13 protein-coding genes and 1 pseudogene are annotated in these 15,941 nt (G+C 68.1%); 3 read left to right on the top strand and 11 right to left on the bottom strand.

Going from position 1 to position 15,941, the window contains the following annotated elements; all coding sequences use genetic code 11:
* Window positions 1-411: 411 nt before the first annotated feature.
* The 3 genes from CH341_RS07385 to ribD form a co-directional block, all read right to left on the bottom strand.
* Window positions 412-3,123, bottom strand: a complete 2,712-nt coding sequence (locus tag CH341_RS07385; protein ID WP_111418390.1) for a bifunctional acetate--CoA ligase family protein/GNAT family N-acetyltransferase — start codon at window positions 3,121-3,123, stop codon at window positions 412-414.
* Window positions 3,124-3,664: 541 nt separating this feature from the next.
* A complete protein-coding gene (locus CH341_RS07380; RefSeq protein ID WP_111418389.1) occupies window positions 3,665-4,933 on the bottom strand; it encodes an amino acid ABC transporter substrate-binding protein in 1,269 nt (422 codons plus the stop codon).
* A 158-nt stretch (window positions 4,934-5,091) separates the two neighbouring features.
* Window positions 5,092-6,189, bottom strand: coding sequence for a bifunctional diaminohydroxyphosphoribosylaminopyrimidine deaminase/5-amino-6-(5-phosphoribosylamino)uracil reductase RibD (gene ribD, locus CH341_RS07375; RefSeq protein WP_245430934.1), 1,098 nt, complete (start codon window positions 6,187-6,189; stop codon window positions 5,092-5,094).
* Between the two features lie 233 nt (window positions 6,190-6,422).
* Here ribD and CH341_RS07370 point away from each other — a divergent pair, with 233 nt between their 5' ends.
* A complete protein-coding gene (locus CH341_RS07370) occupies window positions 6,423-7,121 on the top strand; it encodes an alpha/beta fold hydrolase (protein WP_170149514.1) in 699 nt (232 codons plus the stop codon).
* 184 nt (window positions 7,122-7,305) lie between these two features.
* Here the strand turns inward: CH341_RS07370 and CH341_RS07365 are convergent.
* The 4 genes and pseudogenes from CH341_RS07365 to CH341_RS07350 form a co-directional block, all read right to left on the bottom strand.
* A pseudogene (locus CH341_RS07365) lies at window positions 7,306-7,603 on the bottom strand (nucleotidyltransferase family protein).
* 50 nt (window positions 7,604-7,653) lie between these two features.
* Window positions 7,654-8,130 carry a transcriptional regulator NrdR gene (gene nrdR / locus CH341_RS07360; protein ID WP_111418386.1) on the bottom strand — a complete coding sequence of 159 codons (477 nt, stop codon included), beginning with the start codon at window positions 8,128-8,130 and terminating at the stop codon, window positions 7,654-7,656.
* A 50-nt stretch (window positions 8,131-8,180) separates the two neighbouring features.
* A complete protein-coding gene (glyA, locus tag CH341_RS07355) occupies window positions 8,181-9,485 on the bottom strand; it encodes a serine hydroxymethyltransferase (protein ID WP_111418385.1) in 1,305 nt (434 codons plus the stop codon).
* Between the two features lie 137 nt (window positions 9,486-9,622).
* Window positions 9,623-9,823: a DUF6898 family protein gene (locus CH341_RS07350; protein ID WP_111418384.1), complete on the bottom strand. Its 201-nt coding sequence runs from the start codon at window positions 9,821-9,823 to the stop codon at window positions 9,623-9,625.
* Between the two features lie 151 nt (window positions 9,824-9,974).
* Here CH341_RS07350 and CH341_RS07345 point away from each other — a divergent pair, with 151 nt between their 5' ends.
* Window positions 9,975-10,439, top strand: coding sequence for a very short patch repair endonuclease (locus CH341_RS07345; protein ID WP_111418383.1), 465 nt, complete (start codon window positions 9,975-9,977; stop codon window positions 10,437-10,439).
* Here the strand turns inward: CH341_RS07345 and CH341_RS07340 are convergent.
* The 3 genes from CH341_RS07340 to CH341_RS07330 all read right to left on the bottom strand — a co-directional run bounded on the left by CH341_RS07340 (window position 10,390) and on the right by CH341_RS07330 (window position 14,282).
* Complete coding sequence (locus tag CH341_RS07340) at window positions 10,390-11,637, bottom strand: DNA cytosine methyltransferase (RefSeq protein ID WP_210208202.1); 1,248 nt, start codon at window positions 11,635-11,637, stop codon at window positions 10,390-10,392. The two genes, CH341_RS07345 and CH341_RS07340, sit on opposite strands and share 50 nt — an antisense overlap.
* Window positions 11,634-12,836, bottom strand: coding sequence for a hypothetical protein (locus CH341_RS07335; protein WP_146604407.1), 1,203 nt, complete (start codon window positions 12,834-12,836; stop codon window positions 11,634-11,636). The genes CH341_RS07340 and CH341_RS07335 overlap by 4 nt, the downstream gene beginning before the upstream one ends.
* 147 nt (window positions 12,837-12,983) lie before the next feature.
* Entirely contained in the window at window positions 12,984-14,282 is a 1,299-nt protein-coding gene (locus CH341_RS07330) for a L,D-transpeptidase family protein (protein WP_111418380.1), read from the bottom strand.
* Window positions 14,283-14,649: 367 nt separating this feature from the next.
* Here CH341_RS07330 and CH341_RS07325 point away from each other — a divergent pair, with 367 nt between their 5' ends.
* On the top strand, window positions 14,650-15,018 hold the full coding sequence (locus CH341_RS07325) for a hypothetical protein (RefSeq protein WP_210208201.1): 369 nt from the start codon (window positions 14,650-14,652) through the stop codon (window positions 15,016-15,018).
* Between the two features lie 160 nt (window positions 15,019-15,178).
* On the opposite strand, the gene ldtR is transcribed toward CH341_RS07325, so the two are convergent.
* On the bottom strand, window positions 15,179-15,691 hold the full coding sequence (gene ldtR / locus CH341_RS07320; protein WP_111418378.1) for a transcriptional regulator LdtR: 513 nt from the start codon (window positions 15,689-15,691) through the stop codon (window positions 15,179-15,181).
* Between the last annotated feature and the right edge of the window lie 250 nt (window positions 15,692-15,941).

The raw sequence follows: 15,941 nt of genomic DNA, 5'->3' as shown, positions 1-15,941 counted from the left end.
TCGTTTTCCACGGTCCCGGACAGTGCCGGTCCGGGCACCCCCGCTGCGCCCGCATGACGCGCGCTCGGCACTCCTTTTGGAGTGGTTCCAGAGCGGCGACGCGTGACGCTTACCGCAGTGCCCCAACGGCCGCAAGCGGCCCGGTGCCATAAGAAGTGGCAGCCGCATTGCGCCACCCGGGCGAGCACCCGAGGGCTCGGGGATGTGACGCCGGAAAGGGTCCGGGGAGACCACAAAATAGGCATCGGGCCGAGGTTTTCCACCGGGCCGCACGTGTTTTTCCGGGAGCCAAACGGCCGCCCGTCACCCCTCTCGGCACCGCAGGGTCCGACCGCGGTGCTGCGGTGCGGCAAACCGCGAATCAGCGTCCGGTCGCCTCCCGGCGGTCGCCGCCGTCCCCCGGCCCGCACGCTATTCCGCCGCGCTGGCGACCGGCCCTTTGGCGGTCAGGTCGAGCACCACCTTGCACAGGCCGGGATCGTCGTTGTCGTGCTCGATTCGGAACCCGAGATCCGTGCACATGCGCAGCATCGTGGTGTTGTCGCGAAGGACCTGCCCCTCCACCTCGGCGATGCCCTCGGCCTTGGCGTATTCGATCATCCGCTGCATCAGGATCCAGCCGAGCCCCCGGCCCTTGAGGTCGGACCGGACCAGGACGGCGTACTCGCCCTTCTCGTAGTTCGCGTCGGAGTGGATGCGCACGCCGCCCAGCATCTCGCCGGTGCGCTCGTCGACCGCCACGAACACCATGGCGCGGGCATAGTCGATCTGCGTCATGCGGGCGATGAAGGTGTGGCTGAACTCCTTGACCGGGGCAAAGAAGCGGAGCCGCAGGTCGTTCTCGCTGACGTGCTTGAAGAACTCGAGATAGAGGTGCTCGTCCTCGGGGCGGACCGGGCGCAGGAACACGCGCAGATCCTCCCAGGAGGCGAGATGGCTCTCCCACTCCTTCGGATAGGGCCGCACCGCGAAGCGGCTCCGGGTCCCGGCCGCGACGGGGGCCACCGTGACGCGCGCATCGACCGCGATGACGCCGCTGTCGTCGGCCAGCACCGGGTTGAGGTCGATCTCGCGGACCTCGGGGATGTCGGCGAGGAGCTGCGAGACCTTCACCAGCATCAGCTCGAGCGCCTGGCGGTCGCCCGGCGGGACGTTCCGATAGGCGCCGAGCAGCGGCGCCGCGCCGGTGCGGTCGATCAGGTCGCGGGCGAGCTTCATGTCGAGCGGCGGCAGCGCCAGCGCCTTGTCGTTGAGGACCTCGACCGCCATGCCGCCGCGACCGAACACGATCACGGGCCCGAACACCGAGTCGTCGGTCGCCCCGACGATCAGCTCGCGCGCCTTCGGCCGCACGATCATGGGGTGGACCGTGACACCGATCAGCCGCGCCTGGGGCATCGCCTTGCGGGCCCGCGCCAGCAGGTCCTCGGTCTCGCGGCGGACCGCCTCCTCGCTCAGCACGTTGAGGCGGACGCCGTCGATCTCGGATTTGTGGACGATGTCGGGCGACAGGATCTTCAGGACCACGGCCTGGCCCTTGGCCAGATAGGGGCGCGCCGCCCAGGCCGCCTCGAAGCCGTTGCGGGCCAGATGGCTCGGCGCGATCGGGATGCCGTAGGCGGTCAGCAGCGTCTCGATCTGGATCGGATCGAGCCAGGTCTGGCCGTCCTTGATGGCGCGGGCGACGACGCCGCGGGCCGCCTCGGTGTCGGAGACGAACTGGGTCGGGACGCTGGGTGGCGTCTCCATCAGGGATTCGTTGGCCTCGCGGAAGCGGACCAGATGCATGAAGCCGCGGATCGCCTCGGTCTCGCTGTCGTAATGCGGGATGCCGGCCTCGTCGAAGATCCGGGTCGCCTCGCCGCGGTCGCCGACCCACACGGTCAGCACCGGCTTGCGCATCATGCTGCGGGCGCGCTCGCGCTGGATCACCTCGACCACGGCGGCGGCCGATTCGGCCGGCGAGGCGAGCGCGGTCGGGCAGTTCATCACCAGGACGGCGTCGTTGTCGCGGTCGGCGATGAGCTGCTCGAGCGCCGCGCGGTAGCGCGCGGCGCCGGCGTCGCCGCCGATGTCGACCGGGTTCGAATGCGACCAGCCGCTGGTCAGCACCGCGTCGAGCTCGGCGACCCGCTTCTCCGACAGGGTGGCGAGCGTGCCGCCGAAATCGATCAGGCGGTCGACCGCCAGGACCCCGATGCCGCCGCCATTGGTCAGGATGGCGAGGCGCTTGCCGTCGAACGGGCTGAGATGGCCGAGCGTCTCGGCGGCGGCGAACAGCTCGTCGAGATCGAGCACGCGCAACAGGCCGGCGCGCCGGAACGCCGCGTCGTAGACGGCGTCGGCCCCGGCGAGCGCCCCCGTATGGGTCGCCGCCGCCTGGGCCGCCTGGGCGTGCCGGCCCGACTTCACCACGATCACCGGCTTCACGCGCGCCGCGCTGCGGGCCGCGGACATGAACTTGCGAACGTCCGTGATGGACTCGACGTACATCAGGATCGCGCGGGTTTTTCGGTCGAGCGCGAAATAGTCGAGCAGGTCGCCGAAATCGACGTCGACGGCGTCGCCCATGGAGGCGACCGTGGAGAAGCCGATCGACCGGCTGGACGCCCATTCGACCAGGCTCGCCGCGATGGCGCCGGACTGCGAGATCAGCGCGAGATCGCCGACCTTCGGCATCCGGGTGGCGAAGCTGGCATTGAGACTGATGCTCGGCACCAGGAGGCCGAGGCAGTTCGGCCCCAAAAGCCTTAGGCCGTGCGGCCGGGCCGCCTGCGCCGTCGCCTCGGCCAGCGACCCCGGCCCGTGCCCGAGCCCCGAGGTGATGACGACGGCGGCCGCGATGCCGCGGGCGCCCGCCTCCGCCACCAGGCCCGGCACCTCGGCGGGCGGCGCCGTGATGACCAGCACGTCCGGCACGCCGTCGAGCTTGTCGAGGCCGCCGACCGACGGCACGCCGTCGATCTCGGCGTAGCGCGGATTGACGAGCTGGAGCTTGCCCTTGAAGCCGCCCGACCGAATGTTCCGTAGTACGATACGTCCGAGCGACAGATCGCGTTGGCTCGCACCGGCCAGCGCGACCGATTTCGGAGCGAACAGCGACTGGAGTCGATAGGTGCTCATGAGATCGCCTCGTGTGGAGCCGAGCGCACGGGGCTGACAGGACCTCGGCTGCCAAATCCGTGACCGCGAGGAGGAATTTCAACACGGCCCGGTGACGCGGCATTGCTGCAACGCAAACTTACGGGGACCGGGCGAAAATACAAAGACGGAGGACGTGACGACGGGGAGAGAGTCGGACGCGGGAGATACGGACGGACAAGGAGCGGACAGGCGAGCTGGTGTCTCGGACGGCCGACCACGCGGGGACCTTCGATCACGCGAACAGGGGACCGCCGGGCCCGTTCCGGCCCCGGCCGCGAGCGTGTCTATCCCGACTCGCGCCCGGGCCGCGTGCGCAGTTTCCCGGAGCGCGACGCAGCGACGCGCCGGTCCTGGTCGTCGTCGGCGCTGGCGAGGGTCTCGCACATTGAACCCGCCGCCCCGGGGCGGCGCGCCAGCGCCGAGCCCGGGACGACGGGGATTCTGCAAAACGGCGTGACCGGCGACGCATGCAGCCCGCAGCGCCGTCGCATCGACGCCGGGGCCGATCAGGCCGGAGCGGTCACCGCTTGATCGGCTCGAACGGCACCTTGAGGTCGCCCGACTTGTATTTCGCCGGGTGGAGGATGACCTGCTTGCCGGGCTGCTTGAACTGGTCGAGGTCGTTGCCCTGGATGCCGCGGTACTGGATCGTCAGGATGCGCGGCTCGGCCCATTCGCCGCGGTCGCCGAAGCCGATGTCGCCGACGATGGTGGTGAACTTCGTCTTGCGGATGTAGTCGGCCAGCGCCTTGTCGTCGAGCGAGCCGACCGCTTTGACGGCTTCGCCGAGGATCTGCATCTCCGCATAGGCGAAGGGCGGGATGTAGAGGCCGAGCGGATCGACGCCGGCCGGGGCGGCGCGCTCGCGGTACTTCACCAGGAACTGCTCGATGCCCGGGAACGTCATGGTCGGCTCGGGGACGTAGAGGTCGTAGGCCACCACGTTCTCCAGCATCGGGCCGAGCTGCTGCTTGAGCGCCGCGAATTGCAGCCCGATCATGCCGCCGCCGACCATTTTTGCGCCGAAGCCGACCTCGTGGATGGTGCGGATCATGCCGGCCGAATCCGGCGGATAGGACGCGATGAACAGGAGGGCCGGATTGGCCGCCTTGATCGAGCGGACGATCGGCGTGAAGTCGACGGTCGCGGGCGGATAGGTGCGGTCGTAGACGATCCGGTAGCCGGCCTTCTTGGCGTTCTCGCGGGCGCCTTCGAGCGCCAGGATCGAGAACTCGGCGTCGGCGCCGACCAGCGCGACCGAGCGGGGTTTCGGCTCGAGCGCCCCGGCGAGCTCGAAGAAGCCCTTGGAGAACTCGTATTTCGCCTCCGGCCCGTTGGGCTGGATCTGGAAGTAGCGGTCGTAGCGGAACTGGTCGTTGGCGGCGAGCGCGAACAGCGACATGAACAGCTTGCCGCGCTGGATCACCACCGGCATGGCGGCCGCCGTCGGCACGGTGGCGTAGCCGGAGATCACCAGGTCGACCTTGTCGACGTCGAGGAGCTTGGTGTAGATGCCCGGCACGGTCGCCGGATTGGACTGGTCGTCGTAGTAGACGAGCTCGACCTTGCGGCCCAGCAGGCCGCCCTTCTGGTTCGTCTCCTCGGCCCAGATCTGATAGGCGAGCAGCGCCGCCCGGCCGCCGCCGGCGAGCCCGCCCGTGAGCGCCATGCTGAAGCCGATCTTGATCGGGGCGCCCTGCCCCGCCACCGGCAGTGTGAGGCCGGCGAGCGATCCGGCCAGCGCCGTTCCGCCGAGGGCAAGGGTCTGGCGTCGCGTGAAGTCGGTCACGTGTGTCTCTCCCTACGGCCGATCCCGTCCCTGCCGTGTCGTGCGGTCGGCGAGACGAGGCTCCCCGGCGGCACGCGTCACGAAGGCGGATCGGTCCTGTTCGTTGTTCGCCCGTCGACGATAGGTCGCCGGCGGGCCCACCGCAACGGCGGCGGCGCTCAGCCGATCGGGAGGATGCGGGCGTAAGTGTCCAGCCGGTCCGGCCCGAGCGTCTCGGTCGACCGCAGGGCGACTGCCGGAGCGCCGGTCAGGGCGGCGAGCGGCAGCCCCTCCAGCGGGTCGATGCCGTCCGGCCCGATGGCGACGGCGCCGTGCAACAACACCGCCGCGTCGATCAGGTCGGCGCGCAGCAGCGCCGCCGCGACGGTCGGCCCGCCCTCGACCAGCAGCCGGGTGATGCCGAGGGCGCCCAGGGCCCTTAGGGCGGCGCCCGGATCGAGCCCGCCGGGCCCCGGCGCCACGTGGGTCACATGGGCGCCCGCCTCGCGCAGTCGCGCCGCCGCCTCGGCCGGGGCATCCGGGGCGGCGAGAACCCACAGCGGCGTCTCGCCGGCGCTCTTCACCAGCCGCGAGCCGAGCGGCAGCCGCAGGCCCGGATCGAGCACCACCCGCACCGGCGAGCGAGGCGCCAGCCCGGGCAGCCGGCAGGTCAGCAGCGGGTCGTCGGCTAGCGCCGTGCCGATGCCGATCAGGATCGCGTCGTTCATGGCCCGCATCAGGTGCACGCGGGCGTTGGCGTCGGCCGCCGTGATGGCGACGGGGCGCCGGCCGGCCAGCGCCACCTTGCCGTCGGCCGACAGCGCCATTTTCAGGGTGACGTGCGGGCGACCATCGAGAACCCGGCGGATGTGGCCGGCATGGGCCTCGCGCGCCACGTCGGCGCCCACCCCGACGTCCACCGCGATGCCGGCGGCGCGAAGAATCGCGTGGCCGCGGCCCGAGACCCGCGTGTCGGGGTCCTCGATGGCGGAGACGACCCGGGCGATGCCGGCCGCCTGGACGGCGTCGACACAGGGCGGCGTCCTGCCGTGATGCGAGCACGGCTCGAGCGTGACGTAGAGGGTGGCGCCGCGGGCCGCCTCGCCGGCGCGCCGCAAGGCTTCGGGCTCGGCGTGCGGGCGGCCGCCCGGCTGCGTCCAGCCGCGCCCGACGACCACGGGCGCGTCGCCGTCGAACCGCACCACCACGGCCCCGACGGCGGGGTTCGGGAACGTGTTGCCTAGGCCGCGGCGGCCGAGCGCCAGCGCCAGCGCCATGAAGCGGGCGTCGAGGGTCGGGTCGGCGGGTGTCACGGGTGCGGCCACGGCGAGTTCGGAGCGGTTCACGAGGGCCGCGACCATGCCGGCTCGTCCGGGGCGCCGCAAGGCTCGCCGCGCGGTTTCCGCATTGCCGCCGCGACCCCGGCCGCATGGACCGCCGCCGACCCCGGGTGTGTAATCGGGCACCCCCGCCTGCGCCGCGGTTCTCGCGGCAGTCCGGAGTCGATCGCATGACAACCTTCGTGCTGGTGCACGGGGCGTGGCACGGCGGCTGGTGCTGGCGCCGCGTCTCCGACCTGCTCGTCGCCCAAGGCCATCGCGTGTTCGCCCCGACCCTGACCGGGCTCGGCGAACGCTCGCATCTGCTCGACGCCCGTATCGGGCTCGACACCCACATCGCCGACGTCGTCGGCGTGATCGAATGGGAGCGGCTCACCGACGTGGTCCTGGTCGGTCACTCCTATGGCGGCTTCATCGTCTCGGGCGTGGCCGAGGCGGTCGGTCCGTCGCTCGGGGCGCTGGTCTATCTCGATGCGTTCATGCCGGAGAACGGCGCCGCCATGATCGACGGCACCTCGCAGGGCATGCGCGACGCCATCGCCAATGCGCCGAAGACAGGCGAGATCGCGCTGAAGCCCTACCCGGCCGCGGCGCTCGGCGTCGCCGAGGCCGACCGCGCCTGGGTCGACGGCCTGTGCACGCTGCACCCGATGAAGACCTACACGGACCGCATCGCCCTGACGGGCGCGGCCGACAAGGTCGCCACGAAGCTGTTCATCCGCGCCAAGGGCTTCCCGAGCGCCCCGTTCGACGCCGTGGTGGCGAAGCTCGCGGCCGACCCGTCCTGGCGGGTCGAAGAGCTCGCCTGCGGCCACGACGCCATGGTGGCGGATCCGGAGGGGGTGGCGAGGATTTTGCTGACGGTGTGAGGCGTCGCAAGGCGATGCAGGCGCCGGACGCCCGCCGTCTCGGCGCTGCCAGCCTCGTTCGTCGAGCAGCCGCTCGATATCCGCGATCGCTACTTCCCAGCACCGGCAGATCGCCCACGACGACGTCCCAGACGATCTTGTCGGAGCAAGATATCGGCGACGACGGGGCGGACTTTGTGAGCCATCAAAACACGCGGATAGCCGAGGTGACGATGTCGCCACGCGCGCGCGGGATGAAGGCTGTCCCGGGTGGTGAGGTCCACGTCGACCCCGAGCTGATCCTCGAGGAACAGCTTGATGCCGACCAGGTCCACCAGGGAGAATTTTCGCGACGGATCGTAGTCGATGAACAGGTCGAGATCGCTCCCCGGCTCGGCCTCGTCTCGCGCCGTCGAACCGAACAGATAGAGCGCCGTCGCGCCGCGCGCCTTGACCGCGTCGGCCTGTCGTCTCAACCGCTCCACGGCATCCGACCGATGCATGTCGGCCTCCGGCACGGTCGGTCCATCCGACCCGTCACGCCCGTGAGAGTCTACCTCACCGGCGGTGCCTCGTCCTCCTCGCCGGCGAGCTCGGCCAGGGCCTGCGTGAAATCCTTGGCCTCGCGGAAATTCTTGTAGACCGAGGCGAACCGCACATAGGCGACGTCGTCGAGGTCCTTGAGGTGGGCCATGACGGTCTCGCCGATCGTCTCGGTCGTCACCTCGCCCTCGCCGATGCTCTCCAGGTCGCGGACGATCTTTGAAATCGTCTGCTCCACCCGGTCGGGATCGACGTTGCGCTTGCGCAGCGCGATCTCGATCGAGCGGGCGAGCTTGTCGCGGTCGAACGGCACGCGGCGGCCGTTGCGCTTGATCACGGTCAGCTCGCGCAGCTGCACGCGCTCGAAGGTGGTGAAGCGGAAGCCGCAGGCGAGGCAGAGACGCCGGCGGCGAATGGCGGAGGAGTCCTCGGTGGGACGCGAGTCCTTCACCTGGGTGTCGAGGCTGCCGCAGCTCGGACAGCGCATTCCGCGTCCCCGTCCCTTTCCCCGGCGGCTCCGCCGGCCCGCTCCCGGCGTCAGGCGTTGTAGATCGGGAAGCGGCCGACCAAGCGCGCCACCTTCTCGCGCACCGCGCCCTCGACCAGCGAGTCCTCGTCGGCCTTCTTCTGCGACAGCACGTCCAAGACCTCGGAGATCATCTCGCCGATCTCCTTGAACTCGGCGACGCCGAAGCCCCGGGTGGTGCCGGCCGGCGTGCCGAGCCGGACGCCCGACGTCACCATCGGCTTCTCGGGATCGAACGGGATGCCGTTCTTGTTACAGGTGATGTGGGCGCGCCCGAGCGCCGCCTCGGCGACCTTGCCGGTGAGCTGCTTGGGCCGCAGGTCGACCAGCATCAGATGCGTGTCGGTGCCGCCCGAGACGATGTCGAAGCCGCGCGACTTGAGGGTCTCGGCGAGCGCCTTGGCGTTCTCGACGACGTTCTTGGCGTAGATCTTGAACGACGGCCGCAGCGCCTCGCCGAACGCGACGGCCTTGGCCGCGATGACGTGCATCAGCGGGCCGCCCTGCATGCCCGGGAAGACGGCCGAGTTGATCTTCTTGGCCAGCGCCTCGTCGTCCGACAGGATGACGCCGCCGCGCGGGCCGCGCAGCGTCTTGTGGGTCGTGGTGGTGACCACATGGGCGTGCGGGAACGGGCTCGGATGCGCCCCGCCGGCCACCAGGCCGGCGAAGTGCGCCATGTCGACCATCAGATAGGCCCCGACCTCGTCGGCGATCTCGCGGAAGGCGCGGAAATCGATCACCCGCGGATAGGCCGAGCCGCCGGCGACGATCAGCTTCGGCTTGTTGGCGCGGGCGAGCTCGCGCACCTGATCCATGTCGATGCGGTGGTCGTCGGGGCGCACGCTGTAGGGCACCACCTTGAACCACTTGCCAGACACGTTGACGGGCGAGCCGTGGGTCAGATGGCCGCCGGCCGCCAGGTTGAGCCCCATGAAGGTGTCGCCCGGGCTCAGCAGGGCGAAGAAGACGGCGGCGTTGGCGGAGGCGCCGGAATGCGGCTGCACGTTTGCGAAGCCACATCCGAAAAGCTTCGTAACCCGTTCGATCGCAAGGCGTTCGACCACGTCGACATACTGGCAGCCGCCGTAGTAGCGCTTGCCTGGAAGGCCCTCGGCGTACTTGTTGGTGAGCACCGAGCCCTGCGCCTCGAGGACGGCGCGGCTGACGATGTTCTCGGAGGCGATCAGCTCGATCTCGTCGCGCTGGCGGCCGAGCTCCTGCTCGATGGCGCCGAAGATCTCGGGGTCGCTCTCGCGGACAGTGGCGGAAAAGAAGGATTCGGCTTCGACCGAAGCCGGCTTGGTCACGGACATCATGGTCTCCTGGCGCCGCGGAACGCGCAAAGAAGCGCCTGCGACAGGCGTGTGCCGGGGTGTTTGGGCCGCCGGATTAGCACATCGGCCGCCGAGCGCCAAGTTGTAGGACGTCGCAGCGCGCCGCGGCTCTACATCTAGGGTTCGCCGCCCTGCCGCGCCAGCCGGCGCTCCAGCTTGCGCATGGCGAGGCGCTGCAGTTCCCAGCGCGGCGCCGTCAGTGGCCCGACCACCGTGACCTCGACCCCCGTGGCCGCGTCGATCGCCACCACCCGCACCGAATTGCCGATCGCGGTGAGCTCGAACAAGACCTCACGGCCCGAAGATTCATTTGCCATTCGGTCTCCTTGGGACTGGAGGCTAACAAATTCCCGGGTGGACAGGTGGAGGGCGGACTCAATCGTGGGTGAACCCTCTGGACAATCGGCAAATTGATCGGTCCTGAATCCCAGAAGAGACAAGGGCGATATCGGACTAAAGGTAAATTCGATGCAAGAGAGCTCAAAGGCGGTTTGTCCGGAGACGCGCTCTCGAATGCTCCGGGCTGTTCGGAAGAAGAACACACGACCGGAGATCGCGGTCCGACGATTGCTCCACGCGATGGGCTTCCGCTTTCGGCTTCATCGCCGGGACCTGCCCGGGTGCCCTGATATCGTCCTGCCGCGCTACCGCACGGTCGTACTGGTGCATGGCTGCTTTTGGCATCAGCATTCGGGCTGCCGGCTCGCAAATGTTCCGCGCACCCGACCGGAGTATTGGGTGCCGAAGCTCGCCCGAAACGTCGCCCGGGACACTCTGACGTCGAGTGCGCTGGCAGCTCTGGGCTGGCGTGTCATTGTCATGTGGGAGTGCGAGACGAGCAGCCCGCGAACGCTTCGTGCCAAGCTTGACGGGTTGCTTCGCTCTACTCCGCCGCAGCCAGTCGCCGCGACTGCGGTCGAGCCGAGGCCCTAGCGCCCTTGCCGGTTCCAGGATGCGCGGTGTGCTCGCCGCGAAACTCAAGAAACCGGCGGGGCACGCGAGCGGGCTGTCGGGGAGCGGGGGGCGGCTCGGCAGCCGGTCGAACAGCCAATCTCGGAGCGATGTCATTGGTCGACGTCCCGAGAAGCTGGCGGCAGATTGCTCTCGCGAGCACCTCCGCAAGCAACGAAGGGACAGCGTTCCCGAGCTGGCGTTGCGCGTCGGCGACTCCGCCGGTGATCTCCGCATCGTCCGGAAAGGTTTGAAGGCGCGCCATCTCGCGTGGAGAGAGCCGTCTGTCGTCCCAATGAAACGGCCCAGTCGCTGGCCCCGGTTGAGCTTGAATCGTCCAGGACGGCTGGTCCTTGGCGAGCTTGAGGAGGAATGACCAGTACCGACGCCGCCACCCGAACAGCGGCTCGCCGCCTCCGCGGTCGGTGTGCCAAAGATAGTTGTTCCCCTCGGGAATGGTTGGCAGCAGGTCGGCCCACTTCCCGGTCAAATCGAGTGACGGGTCTCCCTGCTCGCTAAGGTCGTGGAGAGCATCCCAGGCAGTCAAGAACCCGGGTCGATTGTCGGACCAGTCCCGTTCGTCGGGGGCCACATGGGTGGGCCGGGGAAAGTCAAACGAGGTCCCGTCACGCGCCCCTACGACGATCACCCTTCTTCGGATTTGTGGAACTCCAAAGGCGGCCGCATTGAGCACCTCGATTTTCGCCCGATAGCGCGTACCGTGGGTCTCGTTGATCGCGGCCAACCGTGAATGGATGAGCTGAAGCCCCTCGTCCTTTCCCTTGAAGCCCAGACCTTCGACATTCTCCAGCAAGAAGGCTCGCGGGCGCGCTTCCGCGAGCACCCGAAGATAGCCTTCGAGTGTCGTTGCGCGAGGGTCGTCGAGCCGCCTCGCATCACCGGTCGCCCAGAACCCGGACTTCGAGAACGGCTGGCACGGAGGCCCGCCGATCAAGACGTCGGCCTCACCGACCGTCAGGCCAGCGGCCTGCAGGAGCTCGTCGGTCGAGACCCCGGCGATGTCTCGCTCGATAATCGGCCAATCCCTGTTTGCGCGAAGCGTCTCGCAGCAGCGAGAGTCGATCTCAAGCGCCACGGCCGTTCGAAACCCGGCCGCCTCAAACCCGTAATCGAGGCCACCCGCGCCGGTAAAAAGGCTGATCGCCGTGTGCATGCTCATACCGATACGCCCCTGGCCGCATAGATGAGCCTAACCATCTCGATCGGGTCCGCCGCCCAGGTCTTGTCCACCCTGAGGTTGCTAGCGATTCGGCCAACGCAGCTCTTATGGGGCGGTAGCCTTCCCGGCAGCGCGTAGCGAAAGCTCCAGTCGCTTGTCACACCGTGAAGACAGGCAGCCACAATATCAAAATCGGTCGGCGCGTAATACCGTGAGCACGGATTGCCCTTGGCGGCGCGGGTCCGCTGGAAGTCGATCTTTGGCAAGCCATGCCTGTCGCTCTCGCGTGCCACGTTCTTGCACTCTACGGTCAAGAGTGGGCCGTCGCAGAAAGAAATCTTGAGATCGGGACCGCCCTCCTCGTCAAGTCGCTCGCAATGCGTGATGCCAGGCACCTTCAACAGCGTCGAGCGCAGATGCTCTTCTGCAACCCAACCTCGTACAGCCATCTTCAGGCGCCTTGCACCAGCGATCAGGTCCAGGATCTCTTCCGACGACAGCGCAAATTGGCTCACGAGCGGGTGCGATTCGGCAAGATGGAGGCTCGGCGAGCCATCGGTGCCGCGCGGTACCTTGGATGTGGGTAGCGAATAGACATGTCCTTCGGCCAAGATCAGCCGGTTCCCGGGATCAAGGCCGCGCGCAGCCCGCTCGAATCGTACGAGATCAAGAAAGTGCTCCTTGTTGCATCCTACGAGAGTCTCGACTCGTGGAGCGTCCAGTGGAGTCGCGCGCTTCACCCGCTGCCATGCGTACCACCCGCGATCTGCGCTCAGCGCTATGTGCTCGTCCTTGAACTCTAGACGAATGAAGAACTTGGTCGGGCTGTGAATGACGGGGTCGGCAGAGATGCAATAGCCACGCTCGGGATCGATTCCAACCAGTAGCGTTGTGAACATCCCAAGCGGGTCCTGCCACAGCTCATGGCTGTTTTCTTCCGCATAGGTGTCTTTGCTTCCGTACTTGATCTGGAAGCTGCACTCGTCGGGCGGCCGATTTTTCGTCAGCGTCCGGGTCGCCAGGAACGCATAGGCGATGATCCCCATACGCTCACCAGTCGCGGTCTCGAACGCGACGATGAATGGTGCGCGATCAGGCTGCGAGCTATGGATGATCTTGCATCCAGCCCTCTGCAGCGCGCCAGTCATGAAATCGATGAGTGGCCGTCGAGCCCGTGCGTTGACCGAGTAGGTGCGCAATCCAGGAATCATCGTTGTCCACTGCCGCCAAGCTGCCGCAGCCTACGCCAATTCAAATGGATTTAGGAGCTCGGCAGCGACAAATGCCCCCGAAGTATGCTGGAGTTCCTTGCCGCTTCGGACGTCCGCCGAATAGCCGTTCGCGCCCTACCCCCGCGTGCCGCCCGTGCTCGCGGCGAGGCCGTCGCGGGAGTAGATGTCGTCGCGGAACTGGACGACGCCGTCGGGGGTGACCCAGGCGGTCACGTAGACCCAGTAGAGCGGCACCGGGCTGGCGAGGCGCGCGTCCTTGCGCTCGCCGGACTTGATGACGGCGTCGATCTCGGCGCGCGACCAGCCGGGCGTGTCGGCCAGAAGCCAGTTGACCAGCTCGCGCACGTTCTGGACCCGCATGCAGCCCGAGGAGTGGAAGCGGAAGTCCTCGCCGAACAGGTTCTTGGACGGCGTGTCGTGCATGTAGACGCCGTCCTTGCTGGGGAAGTTGATGCGGATCGAGCCGAGCGAGTTGAAGTCGCCCGGGTCCTGCTTGAACCGGTAGTTCACCGCCTCGTTCGAGTACCAGTTGATCTGGGTCGGCTGCAGCTCGGTGCCGCGGCCGTCGAGGATGCGGATGTGGTTCTTGGTGAGATAGTCCGGCTCCTCCTGCATGCGCGGGATCAGGTCCTTGCGCACGATCGAGACCGGCACGGTCCAGTACGGGTTGAAATTGATCTCGACGATGCGGCTCTGCAGGTCGGGCGAGGCGCGGTCGGGCTTGCCCGCCACGGTGACGTGGCGCGAGACGACGACGCCGTTGTCGATCGCCTCGATCTGGGCGGCCGGGATGTTGGCGACCACGAGCTTCTGGCCGAGATTGCTCGACAGGGTGCGAAGCCGCACCACGTTGATGCGAAGCTGCGCGAGCCGCACCTGGGCCGGCACGTTGAGGGCCTTGAGGGTCTGCTGGCGCACCACGCCGTCGACGGTCAGCCCGTGCCGCGCCTGGAAGCGCCGCACGGCGGCCTCGACATAGGAGTCGTAGACGTCGCCGGCGCCGGCCGCGGCCGGATCGATGTCGCCCGAGACGGCGAGACGCTGGCGCAGGATCGGAACGGCCGGGTTGCGGTTGCCGAGACGGAGCCGCTCCACCGGCGGTACGGTGGGCCAGCCGCCCTTCGCCACGATCTCCTCGTAGCGCGGGATGAACTGCTCGGTGGTCTGGGCGGTCGACGGATCGAGCGTCGGCAGCGACGCCTTCGGCATCAGGATGGTGCGCGAGGCGGAATCGAAGCCCTGCCCGAAGTTGCGGCCCTGGCTCTGTTGGATGAGCTGGTCGAGCGCGGCGTCCTGGGCGCCGGCGCTGCCGATCCCGGCGAGGCCGGCGGCACCGGCGGCGAGGCCGCGCAGGACGTGACGACGATCGAGAAGGCGATCGACACCCCGGGGATGATGTGTGGACCCGCTCATGCTTCCCTCGCGGACGCGCCACGGCCGCGCTCGCCGGGACGATCCCGCGCGACGCATGGTCCGCACCGCGTCCCTGATGATGAAATCGGCCGCCCGCCCCTCGCCGGCGCAGCGGCCACGACGCTGCATCGCTGTGCGGTAATGGCGGCAACCGGCGAATTTATGTCAAGCGGTGTCGAAGCTCCGATCCCGCGACGCAGGGCAGCCACCGGCGGTCGGCGCGCGGGGCTCGCCGCCACGCGCGCGTCCACACTCCTGCGTTGACGGTATTCCGGGGTGTTTCGTAAGGTCCCGGCGCACCGCCGCGCGCTTCGCGGATTTCCCCGACGGCGCGCGGACTCCCCCACCGGCAACGGAGCCGATCTTCATGAGAATGACTGTTCTGTCCGCCGCGGCCCTCGTCTCGATGGTCGCGACGACGGCGCTCGCGCAAGGAAGCCGGCAGGACTTCACGCTGGTCAACCGCACCGGCTACGACATCAGCGAGGTCTACGTCTCCCCGGGCAAAGCCAACGATTGGGAGGAGGACATCCTGGGCGACGACGGCCTGGAGGATGGCGACAGCGTGAACATCACGTTCCGCCGCGCCGGCAAGACCTGCATTTGGGATCTCAAGGTCGTCTACAGCGACGACGATTCGTCCGCCGTGTGGCACGACATCAACCTGTGCCAGGTCGAGAAGATCACGCTCCGCTACAACCGCAAGTCCGACACCACCTCGGCGACGTTCGACTGAGCGCGGGACGGCTCGGCACTGGGGTGGCGCGCTGCGGCCGAGCTGCACCGCGTCCGCCGAGACCGCAGGTGGCGAAACGAACGAGGCCCCGGTCCGCACGGGCGGCCGGGGCCTTCGTCGGGGGGCGGGCGCGATGCGCCCGCCGATAGTCTCGACGCGATCAGAGCCGGTAGAGGATCTGGTCGGTCCAGAACCGCTCGAGGCGATGCAGCGCCTTGTTCAGGGTGGCGAACTCCTCGGCATTGACGCCGCCGACCTGCTCCACGGTCCGCACGTGCTTCTGGTAGAGCGCCTCGATGGTGTTGCGCACCTCGCGACCCTTGTCGGTCAGCTTGATACGGACCGAGCGGCGGTCGACGCGCGAGCGCTGGTGGTCGAGGAAGCCCATCTCGACGAGCTTCTTCAGGTTGTAGGAGACGTTCGAGCCGAGATAGTAGCCGCGGGTGCGCAGCTCGCCGGCGGTGAGTTCCTTGTCGCCGATATTGTAGAGCAGCAGCGCCTGCACGGAATTGATGTCGGCCCGACCGCGGCGGTCGAACTCGTCCTTGATGACGTCCAGGAGGCGACGGTGGAGCCGTTCGACGAGCGTCAGAGATTCGAGATAGAGCGGCCGAATATGGTCGAAGCGCATATCCCGCTCGGCGGGTTCCGCCGGCCTAGCGACTGCTTTCATGACGACGCCTATTGGTTGTTGTACGACGAGGCCCTGTTTCCTCGCTCGCCCCCATTACTACGTGGCACGCTCTAAAATCGGTTTAAACAACACAATAAAGAACCCGTTTATTTGCCGAGGTAAACCAACGACTAAGGATGGAATCCGCGGGGTCTTTTTTACGTGCGATTTACCTCCTTTCGACTGTCCGGGGGAAAGCCCCTGCCCCGTTAACCCGGGTCTCCGGCGCCGCGCCAAAACGGCTGCGGCG

This window comes from Rhodoplanes roseus (assembly GCF_003258865.1).
In the GTDB taxonomy this organism is placed as follows: domain Bacteria; phylum Pseudomonadota; class Alphaproteobacteria; order Rhizobiales; family Xanthobacteraceae; genus Rhodoplanes; species Rhodoplanes roseus.
The sequence above is the reverse complement of the archived record's forward strand: the minus strand, read 5'-3'. Positions and strand labels throughout refer to the sequence as shown.

Excerpts from the sequence above, each read along its gene's own strand:
- CH341_RS07385 (WP_111418390.1), bottom strand. The coding sequence starts at position 3,123 with ATGAGCACCTATCGACTCCAGTCGCTGTTCGCTCCGAAATCGGTCGCG.
- nrdR (WP_111418386.1), bottom strand. The coding sequence starts at position 8,130 with ATGCGCTGTCCGAGCTGCGGCAGCCTCGACACCCAGGTGAAGGACTCG.
- CH341_RS07330 (WP_111418380.1), bottom strand. The coding sequence starts at position 14,282 with ATGAGCGGGTCCACACATCATCCCCGGGGTGTCGATCGCCTTCTCGAT.
- ldtR (WP_111418378.1), bottom strand. The coding sequence starts at position 15,691 with ATGAAAGCAGTCGCTAGGCCGGCGGAACCCGCCGAGCGGGATATGCGC.
- CH341_RS07345 (WP_111418383.1), top strand. The coding sequence starts at position 9,975 with ATGCAAGAGAGCTCAAAGGCGGTTTGTCCGGAGACGCGCTCTCGAATG.
- CH341_RS07325 (WP_210208201.1), top strand. The coding sequence starts at position 14,650 with ATGAGAATGACTGTTCTGTCCGCCGCGGCCCTCGTCTCGATGGTCGCG.
- glyA (WP_111418385.1), bottom strand. The coding sequence starts at position 9,485 with ATGTCCGTGACCAAGCCGGCTTCGGTCGAAGCCGAATCCTTCTTTTCC.
- ribD (WP_245430934.1), bottom strand. The coding sequence starts at position 6,189 with ATGGCGCTGGCGCTGGCGCTCGGCCGCCGCGGCCTAGGCAACACGTTC.
- CH341_RS07350 (WP_111418384.1), bottom strand. The coding sequence starts at position 9,823 with ATGGCAAATGAATCTTCGGGCCGTGAGGTCTTGTTCGAGCTCACCGCG.
- CH341_RS07370 (WP_170149514.1), top strand. The coding sequence starts at position 6,423 with ATGACAACCTTCGTGCTGGTGCACGGGGCGTGGCACGGCGGCTGGTGC.
- CH341_RS07340 (WP_210208202.1), bottom strand. The coding sequence starts at position 11,637 with ATGAGCATGCACACGGCGATCAGCCTTTTTACCGGCGCGGGTGGCCTC.